The 14504-nt window shown below is 35.0% G+C and carries 13 protein-coding genes; 7 read left to right on the forward strand and 6 right to left on the reverse strand.

The features are described 5' to 3' along the window. The first annotated feature begins 234 nt into the window (after nucleotides 1–234). Both RM51_RS14750 and RM51_RS14755 read left to right on the forward strand, forming a co-directional pair. Entirely contained in the window at nucleotides 235–2430 is a 2196-nt protein-coding gene (locus tag RM51_RS14750; protein WP_039371204.1) for a glutamine synthetase III family protein, read from the forward strand. A gap of 340 nt (nucleotides 2431–2770) precedes the next feature. Beyond that, nucleotides 2771–3484 carry a C40 family peptidase gene (locus RM51_RS14755; RefSeq protein WP_039371207.1) on the forward strand — a complete coding sequence of 238 codons (714 nt, stop codon included), beginning with the start codon at nucleotides 2771–2773 and terminating at the stop codon, nucleotides 3482–3484. A gap of 128 nt (nucleotides 3485–3612) precedes the next feature. Here the strand turns inward: RM51_RS14755 and RM51_RS14760 are convergent, their stop codons facing one another. The 6 genes from RM51_RS14760 to RM51_RS14785 all read right to left on the reverse strand — a co-directional run bounded on the left by RM51_RS14760 (nucleotide 3613) and on the right by RM51_RS14785 (nucleotide 9978). Next, a complete protein-coding gene (locus tag RM51_RS14760) occupies nucleotides 3613–4194 on the reverse strand; it encodes a pentapeptide repeat-containing protein (protein ID WP_039371209.1) in 582 nt (193 codons plus the stop codon). 112 nt (nucleotides 4195–4306) lie between these two features. After that, nucleotides 4307–5536 carry a rod shape-determining protein RodA gene (gene rodA / locus RM51_RS14765; RefSeq protein WP_039371212.1) on the reverse strand — a complete coding sequence of 410 codons (1230 nt, stop codon included), beginning with the start codon at nucleotides 5534–5536 and terminating at the stop codon, nucleotides 4307–4309. Next, a complete protein-coding gene (locus RM51_RS14770; RefSeq protein ID WP_039371215.1) occupies nucleotides 5533–7575 on the reverse strand; it encodes a peptidoglycan D,D-transpeptidase FtsI family protein in 2043 nt (680 codons plus the stop codon). The genes rodA and RM51_RS14770 overlap by 4 nt, the downstream gene beginning before the upstream one ends. Continuing rightward, nucleotides 7572–8078 (reverse strand): hypothetical protein, encoded by a 507-nt coding sequence (locus tag RM51_RS14775; RefSeq protein ID WP_039371217.1) that lies wholly within the window; start codon nucleotides 8076–8078, stop codon nucleotides 7572–7574. The genes RM51_RS14770 and RM51_RS14775 overlap by 4 nt, the downstream gene beginning before the upstream one ends. Beyond that, a complete protein-coding gene (gene mreC, locus RM51_RS14780; RefSeq protein WP_039371220.1) occupies nucleotides 8071–8925 on the reverse strand; it encodes a rod shape-determining protein MreC in 855 nt (284 codons plus the stop codon). Before mreC ends, RM51_RS14775 begins: the two co-directional genes overlap by 8 nt. Nucleotides 8926–8952: 27 nt before the next feature. After that, nucleotides 8953–9978 carry a rod shape-determining protein gene (locus RM51_RS14785; protein WP_039371224.1) on the reverse strand — a complete coding sequence of 342 codons (1026 nt, stop codon included), beginning with the start codon at nucleotides 9976–9978 and terminating at the stop codon, nucleotides 8953–8955. 383 nt (nucleotides 9979–10361) lie between these two features. Between RM51_RS14785 and hemA the strand changes: the two genes are divergently transcribed. Genes hemA through RM51_RS14810 form a run of 5 tightly spaced genes read left to right on the forward strand, consistent with a single transcriptional unit; the run spans nucleotide 10362 to nucleotide 14480 of the window. Then, nucleotides 10362–11636, forward strand: a complete 1275-nt coding sequence (gene hemA / locus RM51_RS14790) for a glutamyl-tRNA reductase (RefSeq protein ID WP_039371227.1) — start codon at nucleotides 10362–10364, stop codon at nucleotides 11634–11636. Further along, nucleotides 11623–12531, forward strand: a complete 909-nt coding sequence (hemC, locus tag RM51_RS14795; RefSeq protein WP_039371230.1) for a hydroxymethylbilane synthase — start codon at nucleotides 11623–11625, stop codon at nucleotides 12529–12531. Before hemA ends, hemC begins: the two co-directional genes overlap by 14 nt. A gap of 22 nt (nucleotides 12532–12553) precedes the next feature. Then, complete coding sequence (locus RM51_RS14800) at nucleotides 12554–13135, forward strand: DUF1287 domain-containing protein (RefSeq protein WP_039371234.1); 582 nt, start codon at nucleotides 12554–12556, stop codon at nucleotides 13133–13135. Nucleotides 13136–13140: 5 nt separating this feature from the next. Next, nucleotides 13141–13797 carry a peptidoglycan recognition protein family protein gene (locus RM51_RS14805; protein WP_039371237.1) on the forward strand — a complete coding sequence of 219 codons (657 nt, stop codon included), beginning with the start codon at nucleotides 13141–13143 and terminating at the stop codon, nucleotides 13795–13797. Continuing rightward, nucleotides 13797–14480: a uroporphyrinogen-III synthase gene (locus RM51_RS14810; protein WP_039371240.1), complete on the forward strand. Its 684-nt coding sequence runs from the start codon at nucleotides 13797–13799 to the stop codon at nucleotides 14478–14480. The genes RM51_RS14805 and RM51_RS14810 overlap by 1 nt, the downstream gene beginning before the upstream one ends. Nucleotides 14481–14504 lie beyond the last annotated feature (24 nt).

Consider the following 14504-nt stretch of genomic DNA (forward strand, 5'->3'; position numbering starts at 1 on the left):
AGTATGTATTATTTAAATTCGTAAATTGTACATATATAATACAAAGTGGTCATTCCAGTTCTTTTCAAAAGACAACGCACTTTATTTTAGCTTCAAAAAACAACCCACCCCTCTCAAAATTCAAATCATCGTTTAAAATTTAGTTAAATTTCAAAACACCCCTTAAATTTTTAGGGTAAAAATTTTTTCAATTCATTTTTTTTGTAAATTTGCACCGTAAAAATTAAATCTAATATGTCAACTTTAAGATTCAAAGCGTTAGAAACTTTACCATTCAAGGACTTTAGAAGAGATAATTCTGTTGAAGTTCCTGTAAAATTGTCAGAATTATTCTGTCAGAATGTTTTCTCAGAAGAAACAATGAGAGAATATTTAACGAAAGAAGCATTCCAATCTATTTTGGATGCAATGAAAAAAGGAACTAAGATCCAAAGACACATTGCAGACCAAGTAGCGGTAGCAATGAAAGACTGGGCAATGAGCAAAGGAGTGACTCACTACACGCACTGGTTTCAGCCATTAACAGGTACAACTGCTGAAAAGCACGATTCTTTCTTCACTCCAATCGAAGGAGGTAGAGCTATCGAAAGATTCAGCGGAAACTTATTGATCCAACAAGAACCGGATGCATCTTCTTTCCCGAATGGTGGTATCAGAAACACTTTCGAAGCGAGAGGTTATACAGCTTGGGATCCTACATCTCCGGCATTTATCATGGGAACTACACTTTGTATTCCTTCAATTTTCATCTCTTACACAGGAGAAACTTTAGATTATAAAGCACCTCTTTTAAGAGCATTGAACGCGGTAGACGAAGCTGCAACAAACGTAATGCAGTATTTCGACAAAAACGTAACAAAAGTAACTCCTACTTTAGGTTGGGAGCAAGAATATTTCTTGGTTGATTCAGCATTATACCAATCTCGTCCAGACCTTGTATTAACAGGGAAAACTTTGCTAGGACATTCTCCTGCAAAAGGACAACAATTAGATGACCACTATTTCGGTTCTATTCCTACAAGAGTAATGAACTTCATGAAAGAGTTGGAAATCGAATGTATGAAATTGGGTATTCCTGTAACAACAAGACACAACGAGGTAGCTCCAAACCAATTCGAATTAGCTCCAATGTTTGAGGAAGTAAACGTTGCGGTTGACCACAACTCTTTGTTGATGGACGTAATGGCAAGAATTGCTCACAGACACCATTTCCACATTTTATTCCACGAAAAACCATTCGCAGGAGTAAACGGAAGCGGAAAACACAACAACTGGTCTTTAGCAACTGATACAGGTGAGAACCTATTAAGCCCAGGGAAAAATCCTAAGAAAAACTTACAGTTCTTAACGTTCTTCGTTAATACAATTAAAGCAGTTCACGAATATGCTGACCTTTTAAGAGCAAGTATCGCTTCTGCAAGTAACGATCACAGATTGGGCGCAAACGAAGCTCCACCAGCAATTATTTCTGTATTTATCGGAAGCCAATTGTTCAGAGTTTTGGAAGAGCTAGAGAAAGTAACTGAAGGAAAACTTTCACCAGACGAAAAAACAGATCTTAAATTAAATGTAGTTGGAAAAATTCCTGAAATCTTGTTAGATAACACTGACAGAAACAGAACTTCTCCATTTGCATTTACAGGAAATAAATTCGAGATCAGAGCGGTAGGTTCAGCAGCAAACTGTGCAGAATCTATGACAGTAATGAACACGATCGCTGCAAAACAATTAATGGACTTCAAAAAAGAAGTTGATGCATTAATTGAAACAGGTCTTAAGAAAGACGAAGCAATCTTCAACGTATTGAGAGAGTACATCAAGCAGTGTAAAAACATTATGTTTGAAGGTGACGGATATTCTGATGACTGGGCAAAAGAAGCTAAAAAGAGAGGGTTGAACAACTTAAAAACTACTCCGGAAGCTCTTAAGCAGGAAATGGATAAAAAATTCCTAGATCTTTACGAAGAAATCGGAGTTTTCACTCACAGAGAAGTTGAAGCAAGAAACGAGATCAAACTAGAAAAATATTCTACTGTTATCGATATTGAAGCAAGAGTGTTAAGTGATATCGCAAGAAACCACATCATTCCTTCAGCTTTAAATTATCAAAACAGATTGATCGAGAACGTAAAAGGTCTTAAAGAAATTTTCGGAGATAAAGAATTCAAATCTTTAGCTAAAGAACAAATGAGCTTAATTACAAGCATCTCTGAAAACGTATCTAAAATCAAATTAGGTGTTGAAGATCTAATCAAAGCTAGAGAAGCAGCAAAAGCTGTGTCGGATAGCCAAAAGCAAGCAGAAAGCTACTGTAACAAAGTAAAACCTCTATTCGATGTTATCAGAGAAGCATCTGATGATCTTGAAATGATGGTTGATGATGAGCTTTGGCCAATGACAAAATACAGAGAAATGTTATTTACGAAGTAACATTTGTAAAGTTCCATATTAGTCAAGCTTCCCGGATTTTTTCGGGAAGCTTTTTTTATATTTTTAACATGTTGAAAATGTAGACTTAAAAATCCTTAGTGTTGCTTAACAAAGCAAACCTTATTTATTTTGTTAAAGAATCTTAATAAAAAAAACCGCACACTTGCCTAAAATAAGCGGTTGCGGTTTGTTTTTCTTTAACATACTTAAATAATATGTTAAAATGTGTTAAATAAAGAACCTGACAATTATCATATCAGGAGTCTTTTTCTCGGAATCTCTATTTTTGTAATGCTTTTGAAAAATAACTATTCCTTTTAACACGGATAATCAAATATATATGAAGAAAAGAGTTTTGTTTTATTTAGTTGCTTTAGTTTCTACAATGTCACTACAGTCGTGTGTTACAAATTATGTAGTTTCAAAACCAACAACTTATACTAAAGAATACAAAACAGATGCCAAACTAGCTTCTTTCGACACTAAGAAAGCTGAGCTAGATAAGCAAAGATTAATTGATTCTTTCCTTGCTGAAAAAGCAGCATCTATTGCAAGTGCTAAAAACACAATTAAAAATTCTGAGATTGCAAAAGCAATCAAATACAATACAACAATTGACAATATCTTATCTGAAGCAGCTACTTATTTAGGAACTCCTTACAGATATGGTGGAACTACCAGAAACGGGATTGACTGTTCTGCATTTGTTCTTTCAGTTTTCGGTGCAGCAGCAGGACTTAGCTTACCAAGAGTAGCTTCTTCTCAGGCACAGGAAGGTGAGAAAGTTGAAAAAGAAAACCTACAGAAAGGAGATTTAATTTTCTTTTCTCACGGAAGAAGAATTTCTCACGTAGGAATTGTTGAAAGTGTTTCTGAAACCGGAGAAGTAATGTTCATTCACGCTGCCACTTCAAAGGGTGTAATGGTTTCTTCTCTTAATGACTCTTATTGGGGACCTAAATACAGATTCGCGAAAAGAATGATTAACGAAAACGGAGAAGCTTACAACAACTTAGCAGCAACAACTCCAGTATCAACAGGAACAAATTTTTAATTTTAAATAATTGATTTAAATAATGAAAAGCCTTCAAAATTTTGAAGGCTTTTTTGTTTTTATATTCGATAAATTTTCGGAAGCTTATATTTTATAGTATTTACTTCAAACATTAAGCGCCTTTCCTATTAACTATTCTTATCAATTTCTATATTCAATTTATAAAGAAGACCATGGATTTCAGAAAGTGAAAATTTGGCCTTTTTAAGCCTGTTTTGAGAAGGATCTATTGAATAATTAACCGAAGTCCTAAAATCAGCTTTTTCAAGGTTAGTATTATCGAAAACAGCACCTGAGAAATCACACATATTAAATATTGCATTTGACAAATCACATTCCGTGAAATCTACCTCAACAAGCTTTGAATCTTTAAATACAGTTTTCTTAATAGATGTTTTATAAAAAACAGAACTATTCAAAGAACAGCCCTCAAATCTGAAAGACAATCCGAAGTCATTGCAGTCATTAAACTGAAGCCCGAACATTTTACATTCCTTGAAATTAACATCTCGAAAAGCTGTTCCGATAAGTTTTACCATGCTTAAATTACAGCCTACGAATTCACAATCGTTAAAATTAAAGCCGGAAAGATCCAGATATTCAAAATTACAATTCCTGAATGTGCAGTTTTCGTATTCTCCTTTTTCTAAAAGTTTTTGAGTAAAATCTACGTTCTCAAAATTTTCGTCTGAGATGTATATATCTTTCATGGAATATTTTAAAGTGAGGTTATTTTATTTCACGCAGATTTTGCGGATTGAGCAGATTTAGATTTACAACAAAAATAGAATAGGAACAATGAAAATTCCCATTTCCAAACCTTTATACCAAACTGTTTTTATCTGAATAATTTAGTTTAAAGAAAATAAAAGTCATGATAGAAAAGGCAAGCAACGAACTTCCTCCATAACTAAAGTATGGCAACGGAATTCCAACTGTAGGAAAAAGCCCCATAACCATCCCTAAATTGATCGTAAAGTGCATCAACAGGATCGAAGCAAAGCAATATCCAAAAACACGGTTAAATGAGGATTTTTGTTGTTCCGCAAGGTAATAGATACGTCCAATGTAAATCATATAGAAAAGTACCAGAACAGCACTTCCTACAAATCCCCATTCTTCTCCTACTGTACAGAAAATATAATCGGTTTCCTGCTCCGGAACAAATTTCCCCTGCGTAACCGATCCTTCACGATATCCTTTTCCAAAAAGTCCTCCGGAACCAATTGCTGTTTTTGAATATAATAAGTTGTATCCTGAAGTATCTCTGAATGCTTTTTCACCTTTGTAAAGAACCTCAATTCTTTCTCTTTGGTGTTTAGGCAACTTTTCTAAAATATATGGCGAACCAAAAGCCAGCCCACATAACACAAGAACTGAACCTACAATACTTGAAATTGAAATCACATTCCAGGACATTTTGTAATAGTTCATAGCAATCCAACCTCCAACAATCACCAATATGGCAATCACAACAATGATAGGAGGAATAGCTAATGAAACCAAAAATACTCCGGCAAAAAGGAATCCGACAGCGAATAACATTCCGCTCAGACCTTCACGGTACAATGCGATGAAAAACGCAATGAACACCAACATAGATCCAACATCGGGAATTGCCAATACTACGGCTGCAGGAATTCCTACAATAGCTAAGGTAGTATATAACGATTTTTTATTTTTTAAATTGAATTCGGGACCTGAAACATAATTGGAAAGCATTAATGCCGTTCCAATTTTAGCAAATTCTACAGGCTGCATGGTAAAACTTCCGAATTTATACCAGTTCTTTTGCCCCAAAATTTCTTTACCAAACGGGAATAAACCTATAAGAAGCAAAACTCCTCCAATGTAGATAATTCCGGACATATTCTCGAAGAACTTGCTTCTTCCTACAAAAATAATCAGTCCAACAAACACAGAAATACAAAAGAAAACAAGCTGTTTTTCACCCAGTTTTTGGTCAACACTGTAAATATTTGCAATTGCAAAAATACAAAGCAGAAAATACAAGCCTAGACCTAATTTATCTATTCCCTCTGTCCACTTCATTGTTTTACCGTTTTAGTGTTTTTATTATTTTTTGCTTTTTCGTCTATCTTTTTTTGCAGCCTAGCTTTCTGTTCTTTAATGAATTTAAGACTGTCCTGCATTCTTTTAAGCTTTATTGAATCCGGCTTAGGTTCTACATACAATCCTTTACGTTTCAAATCGGCAATCCATTGTCTTTTATATTCAGGCATGAAGCTAGACGTCGTCATTTTTTTGTACAGATAGTCTCTTTTTATATCTCCGGTCAAATATTTTTCAGCAATTAAAGTACAGGCAGGTCCCGCCCAAGTGGCACCGAAACCGGCATGTTCCATTACAGCCACAACCACAATTTTTGGTTTTTCTGCAGGAGCAATCAGCACAAAGATTGAGTTATCTTTTCCCTGAGGAACCTGTGCCGTACCCGTTTTAGCTAACTGAGTAAAATCCTGAGATTTCAATCCTGCCGCTGTTCCACGAAGTACAACCGCTTCCATTCCTTTTAAAACAGGTTCAAAATGTCTCTTATCTACTAATGTCTGATGCTTCACTTTAAATCTTGGATCAGGATTTGGTTTCCCATCAATAGATTTAACAATATGAGGAGTGTAATACCAACCACGATTCGCAATTGCCCCTACATAATTAGCCAATTGAATAGGGGTTACAAGAACATCACCTTGTCCCATTCCATTATAGATAGCTCCCGTAGGCATTTCGTCCCAGTTTTTAAAATCCTTTCTCTGCGATCCACTTGCTTTCATGATCGCTTTGAAACGTTTTTCGTAGAAATCTCCCGAAGGAATTCTTCCTTTTGCTCCTACTGCAAAATCGTTATTTAAGAATTCTCCCACTCCAAAACTGCTCATAATCTTTTTCCATTCGTCAACTCCTTTTGAAGGATTTCCCGGATATTTTTTAATGATGGCTATGAATGCGTATGTGAAGAAACAGTTACTCGAAACCTGAATAGATGGGATAAGAGGATCTGCACCTCCGTGTCCTTTAATTCTTTTTCCTCTGTAATAAAATCCACCTCCACATGGAAAAATGGTCTTTTCATCCATCACTCCCATCTGCATAGCTGCCAAAGCGGTAAGTAATTTAAAGGTTGATCCCGGAGGATAAGCCGCCTGCAATGAACGATCGAAAGTGGGTTTATTTTCGTAAATGGTATCTTTTGACAGCGCGTAAAGATTTTTAGATTTGTTCGGACCTGTAAAAAGATTCGGATCAATATCCGGACCTGTAGCCGCTACCAGAACTTCTCCATTATTAGGATCTAGCGCAACCACAGCACCATGTTTATTGACCAACATTTCTTCTGCTATTCTCTGGAGATCGTAGTCTATCGTTAACGTAATGTCCTTTCCTGTTACAACTTCTTTATCTAAAGAGCCTTGTTTATAAGGTCCAACGTTTCGAAGTTTAATATCTTTTTGGATATACTTCATTCCTTTTACACCACGTAATTCTTTTTCATAGGCTTTTTCAACTCCTGTTTTTCCTATGAAATCGCCCGGTAAATAATACAGAGAATCTTTTTTAATTTCACGTTCATTTACCTCACTCGTATATCCTAATAAATTCCCAGAAGTGGAAACTTCATATTGACGCTGAGGTCTTGATACGATACTGAACGCCGGATATTTGAAAATAATCTCCTGAACTCTTGCAATATCTTCCCTGCTCAAATCCTTCATGAAAGTCATGGGAGTAAGCTTGGAATAATATTTTTCTTTTTTTATCGCTTCAATTCTTTTGGTAAAATCCGGTGGCGTAATTTTCATTAAATTACAAAAACCCAATGTATCAAAATCAGGTTTCATCAACGCTTGTGTAAATGAAATCTCATAGGCAGGCTGGTTTCCTACCATGATTTTACCGTTTCTATCAAAAATGACACCTCTTTGAGGAATCACATATTCAATTTTAATGGAAGTATTCGCCGCATTCAAGGCATAACGATCTGTAAACAACTGTAAATAAGAAAGTCTAGCCACAAAAATCAAGGCTATAACGACAAGAACGGAAAAAATCTTTAAATAACGTGTGTTCAAACTTTTTGTTTGATTTTAAATATTAATGCATAAATAACTATAAATATAAACGAAATTATACTTGTTACCAATACATTAAGTAATATTTCAAAAAATCTACTCAACTTGAAGAATTCAATATACTGTACTAAAAGCTGATGTAAAAAGATACTAGAGAACAAAAACAGCAAAAACTGCGCCCATTGAAGAGACTGGAAAGAAAAAAAGTCTGTAGATGTATCTGTAGACGTTCTGAAAATCAAAGTTCTGAAATAGGCAATCAAGGTTGTTGCAAATGCATTAATACCTCCTGAATACAAGAGAATATCAATGGATAGACCTATTAAAAAACTTAAAGCTAAGAACTGAAATTTATTTCTAAAAAAAGGATAGAACATGACAAACACGGGATACAAAACCGGAGTATATTTACCGAACAGCGTAATTCTGTTCAATACAAAAATTTGTAATGCAACCAGAAAAATCATGATCAATATATCCGTAAATAGTGTTCTGCTAATCATTTTCTTTTTTTATTACAGCTTGCATGGTATCCTGAATTTTTTGCACTTCTGCTTTTTTCAGGTTTTTGATCACATATACTTTACTCAATGCTCCCATTTTCTCGCTTAGTTCAACCGAAATATCCCAGAATCCTGTTTTATGATCCACAGAATATCCGGCAATGGTTCCTATCATTACCCCTTTTGGAAAGATTGCAGATTTTCCATCTGTAACTACAGAATCTCCAATTTTTAAAGCAACGTATTTCGGAATATCAGCAAGATGCATGACACGGGAATTATCTCCGTTCCATGACAAAGTACCAAAGTACCCTGAGTTTTTAAGGGCAGCATTAATTCTAATTTTATTAACACTTAAAACAGACTGAACTAAAGCATAGCTATCGGTAGAATTAATGACAATACCTGCAATTCCTTTAGGAGCCATCACTCCCATTTGAGGATATACCCCATCTCGTCGTCCTCTGTTTATGGTAAAGTAATTATTCCTTCTATTGATGCTGTTGAAAACGATCTCACCATCTACGAAGGTATAAATCTGTCCGCCACCCAATGTATCATGAACTTTTCTGAAAAGAGGATTCTTTGTGCCTTGTTTTCCGTAAAGCTCCATCATTAAAGCTTTGTTTTGGGCCACAAGATCTTCATTGGTCTGTTTTAATTTAAGGTACGAAACTCCTTCATCGATATATCCGGAAACCCAAGAATTCAATGCAGCAGACTGTCCCGCAATCCAAGATCGTTGCATTGCGTTTTTAGAAAATATCAGAACCAGAGCAATAATTTGCAGAAATATAAAGAAGACAAAAAGAGCATTCTTTGAAAATAATCTCAGCAAAAATCCCATTCAGATGTGTTCGTAAAAAGGTTAGAATTATTTTATTAAGAAATTGAATTTATCCATATTCTTAAGTGCAATACCGGTTCCACGAACAACTGCTCTCAACGGATCTTCAGCTACAAATACAGGAAGACCTGTCTTTTTGTGTAGTCTGTCCGCAAGACCTCTCAATAATGCACCACCTCCTGCAAGATAAATACCTGTTTTGTAAATATCAGCTGCCAATTCCGGAGGAGTCAAAGAAAGAGTTTCCATTACAGAATCTTCAATTCTGATAATAGACTTATCCAAAGCACGGGCAATTTCTTTATAGCCCACCATAATTTCTTTTGGCTTACCTGTGATAAGGTCTCTACCTTGTACCGGGATATCATCAATATCAACTTCTAAATCTTCCACTGCAGAACCTACTTCGATTTTAATTCTCTCAGCTGTTCTTTCTCCAATGTAAAGATTATGATGTGTTCTTAAGTAATAAGCAATATCATTTGTAAATACATCACCTGCAATTTTCACAGATTTATCACAAACGATACCTCCTAAAGCAACGACAGCAATTTCTGTAGTACCACCACCTATATCGATAATCATATTACCTTCAGGCTTCTGAACGTCGATCCCAACTCCGATTGCCGCAGCCATTGGTTCGTAAATCAAACGTACTTCTTTAGCATTTACTTTCTGAGCAGAATCTCTTACCGCTCTTTTTTCAACCTCTGTAATTCCGGAAGGGATACAGATTACAATTCTCAACGCTGGTTGAATAAATTTACCTTTAATTCCAGGAATTTTTTTGATAAATTCTTTAATCATATGCTCAGAAGCATGAAAATCTGCGATAACTCCATCTTTCAACGGACGAATCGTCTTAATATCTTCGTGAGTTTTCCCCTGCATATGTTTTGCTTGCTCTCCTACAGCTATAGGCCTACCCGTAGAACGTTCAATTGCTACAATTGACGGCTGATCTATAACAATTTTATTATTATGGATGATAAGGGTATTAGCTGTACCAAGGTCTATCGCAATTTCTTGCGTAAACATATCGAATAAACTCATATTTTACTTCTGATTTTTTTTTAAAGATTTACAAAGATATAAATTTAACACTACCAAAGACATTCCAAAAGCATATAATTTGGTTAAAATTTTATTAAATTTTCTAACCGCTTATTAACTTTTACGTTAGATGTTTACGAACTTTGAATTAAACCAGATTTAAGATCTTTTGTAGTCATAAAGGGACAATACGAAAGTTGCAAGCATTTAACATAATACATATCCAAAGTTAAAATACCATGATAAGTCTTAAAACTTTTAACATTCTAATTTAAAGCTTTTAATCTATAACCACAGGTAGCAACGAAATAGTTTTTTACGATAATTATCATATACACTTTCAGAGTATCATTAATTAAAAAAAACGTAAATTTGCTGCGCTTATGTTACAGTATTCCAATATCCATCAAACAGCGAATTTCTCGGTACTTTCCATTAGCTTTGAAAAGGCCGATGTAGAAACCAGAGGGAAGTTTGCCTTCTTTGATGAAAACATCAAAAACTTTGTTACCCGAATTCATGACGAGAACTTAGGGGATGCATTTGTGGTATCTACCTGTAACAGAACCGAAATCTATACAACTTCACCTAATTATCTTTTAATCGCTGAAGAATATTGCAAAACCATTGGTGTAAACCTGATGGATTTCTTACAATTTGCCAATATTTTAACTAAAGAAGAGGCGTTAACCCACTTATTCAGAGTGGCAGCAGGTCTGGAAAGCCAGATCATCGGTGATTTTGAAATTATCGGGCAAATAAAAAAGGCATACAATCGATTTAAAAAGGAAAGACAAAATTCCAATCCTTTTTTAGAAAGAGCAATCAATTCTGCGATTCAGATTTCTAAAAGAATCAAAAACGAAACGGGAATTTCTAACGGAGCCGCTTCCGTTTCTTATGCAGCAGTTCATTATATTTTAAACAGCCAGAAAAGAATTGCAGAAAAAAACATTTTGCTTTTAGGAGTTGGTGAAATTGGACAAAACACGGTTGAGAATCTGGTGAAACATGTTTATCAGCCTAAAATTAAAATTGCCAATAGAACTCAGGAAACAGCAGCAAAAATTTCTGAAAAATATAATATTCCTCATATTGATTATGCTGATTTTGATAAAGAACTAAGCGGAACCGATATTTTGATCGTTGCAACCGGAGCAAGACATCCCATCGTTAACAAATCTCATTTCCCGAACGGAAAGGAAACTTTGGTAATCGACCTTTCTATTCCAAACAACGTGGATAAAAACGTAATGGAAAATGAAAATGTGACGTTGATTGATGTTGATGAACTTTCAAAACAAATTCAGGAAACCATTCAGCAAAGAGAAAAAGAAGTTCCAAAAGCCGAAGGTATTATCAAAGATCTGACAAAAGATTTCCTTGAATGGGAGAAAAAAAGAAAGCTTGCTCCCAATATTCATCATTTCAAAGCGGTTTTAAAAAACATGGAACGCAACGAAATGCACAATTTTTACAGAAAAAATAAATACATAAACATCACGGACATGGAACTTTCCGACAAAATGATTCAGAAAATCACCAACCGTTTTGCAAAATATATTATCGACAACCCGTTAAAAGCCGAAGAAATTAGTAAATTAATGCACGAAATATTAGTTGAACAACCAAACAACGAATTCAATGAAAAGCATTAGAATCGGAACCAGAAACTCCGCCCTTGCTCTTTGGCAGGCAAGAGAAGTTGCGAGGCATCTTCAAAACAATAATTATTTAACGGAAATTGTTCCTATCGTCTCTTCAGGTGATAAAAACCTGACCCAGCCTCTTTATTCTTTAGGAATCACCGGTGTTTTCACCAGAGATCTTGATGTCGCATTATTAAATGACGAGATCGATATTGCCGTGCATTCTCTAAAAGATGTTCCCACTCAATTGCCTCAAAACATTAAGATGATTGCTTATCTGGAAAGAGACTTCCCACAAGACGTTTTGATCAGAAAGGAAACTGCTAGAAATAAAGAATTCCACGAACTGAAACTGGCAACAAGCAGCTTGAGAAGAAGAGCTTTCTGGCTAAAGAACTTCCCAAATGCAGAGTTTTCCGATATCCGTGGAAATATTCAAACCCGTCTTCAGAAATTGGAAGAGGGAGATTTTGATGCAACCATTTTATCATTAGCCGGAATCAAGAGAATGAAAATGGACATCGATTATGAAATGCTACCATTTTTAATCCCTGCTCCATCACAAGGTGTAATTTCTGTAGCCGGACATTCTGATAAAAAAGAAATTAATGAAGTTCTGAAATCCATCAATCATACTCCCACTCAGATTTGTGTAGAAATGGAAAGAAATTTCCTAAGCACATTGGAAGGAGGCTGTACAGCTCCAATCGGAGCCTTTGCAGAGATTTTTGAAGACCAGATCCGTTTTAAGGCAGCACTTTGTTCTTTAGACGGTAAAAACTGTATCGCAACAGACGAAAGCTTTGTATACAGCGAAGGAATCAACTTTGGAGAAAAGTTTGCAAAAGTAGTTCTTGAAAACGGAGGAAAAGAGCTTATGACGGAAATAAAAAGTCAAATTTAATTGATCTTAAATTTCCAGAGTAATGAGAAAGTATTTCACTATCCTTATCATTATATGTTGTGTTTTTATTTCAAAAGCACAAGCTCAGTTTGCTTATAAATTATCTGATGCAGCTTTAGGACTTACTAAAGACCGAGTAACTTACGATCCTGCTTATTTTACGATAAAATATCCGAACGGCGACGTTCCTTCGGATAAAGGAGTCTGCACTGATGTTGTGATCAGAGCCTATCGAAAATTGGGCATTGATCTTCAGAAAGAAGTACATGAAGATATGGCGAAAAATTTTTCAAAATATCCGAAAACATGGGGTTTGAAAAAACCGGACACCAATATTGATCACCGAAGAGTTCCGAACTTACGAGTATTCTTTGCCAAATTCGGTAAATCGAAATCCATAGAGGCAAAACCGGAACTGTATGTTCCCGGAGATATTGTAACGTGGATTTTACCCGGAAATTTAACCCACATCGGAATTGTTGTCAATAAAAAATCAGCAGACGGAAAAAGGTATTTAATTGTACACAATATCGGAGGAGGACAGGTTATTGAAGACTGTTTATTCAAATTTACCATTACCGGACATTATCAGTATCAGAAATAAAGGCTATGAAGAAGATTATTTGTTTTTTGTTTGTACTGATGATAGGTTTTGTAATGGGACAAAAAAACGAACCGAAAATAATTCATAAACCCATTAATTATTCTGAGGAAAGAGTTCGTTTAAGTTTGGAATATCTAAAAGAGCATCATGGATTGGTTCAAAAAACACCCACTATAGTTCCTAAAATTATCGTTCTTCATTATACAGCAGGCGGAACTGTAGAAAGTAATTTCAAATATTTTAATAAAAACACTCTTGAAAGCGGAAGAAGTACTTTAAAGAAACAAAGTACACTAAATGTTTCTTCACAGTTTATCATAGATCGTGACGGAACCATTTATCAGTTAATGGAGCCGACTCAATTTGCAAGACACACCATTGGATTAAATTACTGCGCAATCGGAGTTGAAAATATCGGAAGTAAAAAAGAACCGCTTACCGAAAAACAAGTTGTAGCAAATGCACATTTGGTAAGGTATTTAACTCAGAAATATAACATTGAATATCTGATTGGCCATTCTGAATATGGTGTTTTCAGAAACTCAAAACTCTGGAAAGAATCTGATCCTAATTATTTCACAGGAAAAGAAGATCCTGGAAAAGACTTTATGAACAAGGTGAGACTTCAGGTCGCCGATTTACATTTAAAAGATAAGCCTTAATGAAGATTTTATTTACCAAAAACATAGACCCATCTATTATATCCAAAGAATTAGGAGAGGATATTTCGGTCGACTGTGTTGAGGTAATTAAAACAAATTCACTGCAAATAATTCCATTTGATCTGAAAGATTATTCACTGATCTTTACGAGTTCTAAAGGAGTCAGCTCTTTTTTTAAAAGCGGCTTTAAACCCAACGAAGATTTCACCGCGAAGAATTACAATAAGATCTATTGTGTCGGCGAAAAAACAAAACGGGAAGTAAGAAAGAACGGTTTCGGAACTTTTAAAGTGCTAAAAAATGCCGATACGCTTTCAAAATTTATCATCACCCATTGTCAGCATGAAAAATTTTTGCATTTCTGCGGAAACATCGCATTGGACGTGCTTGATGAAAATCTTCCTCTACAAAACATAAGCTATAAAAAAATCACGGTTTACAATACCGAAGAACTCAATCCTTTAATAACTGAAAAATATCATGTTAACGTATTTTTTAGTCCGAGTGGAGTTCGTAGTTTTGCAAATCGAAATTCCTTTGATGATACTACTCTGGTTTCTATTGGCGAAACAACTGCTAATGAACTGAGAAAGTATACTTCAAAACCGATTTTAGTTTCTGAAGGAAATAATCTGATGTCTGTTTTGAAATTAATAAAAAAGGAAATTCTAAACAAAAATTGATATATTATAATTGTCACTTGTGGC

It is taken from the genome of Chryseobacterium taiwanense, assembly GCF_000813825.1.
Lineage (GTDB): Bacteria > Bacteroidota > Bacteroidia > Flavobacteriales > Weeksellaceae > Chryseobacterium > Chryseobacterium taiwanense.

Coding starts and splice junctions, on each gene's coding strand:
- RM51_RS14750 (WP_039371204.1), top strand. CDS start 235: ATGTCAACTTTAAGATTCAAAGCGTTAGAAACTTTACCATTCAAGGAC.
- RM51_RS14755 (WP_039371207.1), top strand. CDS start 2,771: ATGAAGAAAAGAGTTTTGTTTTATTTAGTTGCTTTAGTTTCTACAATG.
- RM51_RS14760 (WP_039371209.1), bottom strand. CDS start 4,194: ATGAAAGATATATACATCTCAGACGAAAATTTTGAGAACGTAGATTTT.
- rodA (WP_039371212.1), bottom strand. CDS start 5,536: ATGAAGTGGACAGAGGGAATAGATAAATTAGGTCTAGGCTTGTATTTT.
- RM51_RS14775 (WP_039371217.1), bottom strand. CDS start 8,078: ATGATTAGCAGAACACTATTTACGGATATATTGATCATGATTTTTCTG.
- mreC (WP_039371220.1), bottom strand. CDS start 8,925: ATGGGATTTTTGCTGAGATTATTTTCAAAGAATGCTCTTTTTGTCTTC.
- RM51_RS14785 (WP_039371224.1), bottom strand. CDS start 9,978: ATGAGTTTATTCGATATGTTTACGCAAGAAATTGCGATAGACCTTGGT.
- hemA (WP_039371227.1), top strand. CDS start 10,362: ATGTTACAGTATTCCAATATCCATCAAACAGCGAATTTCTCGGTACTT.
- hemC (WP_039371230.1), top strand. CDS start 11,623: ATGAAAAGCATTAGAATCGGAACCAGAAACTCCGCCCTTGCTCTTTGG.
- RM51_RS14800 (WP_039371234.1), top strand. CDS start 12,554: ATGAGAAAGTATTTCACTATCCTTATCATTATATGTTGTGTTTTTATT.
- RM51_RS14805 (WP_039371237.1), top strand. CDS start 13,141: ATGAAGAAGATTATTTGTTTTTTGTTTGTACTGATGATAGGTTTTGTA.
- RM51_RS14810 (WP_039371240.1), top strand. CDS start 13,797: ATGAAGATTTTATTTACCAAAAACATAGACCCATCTATTATATCCAAA.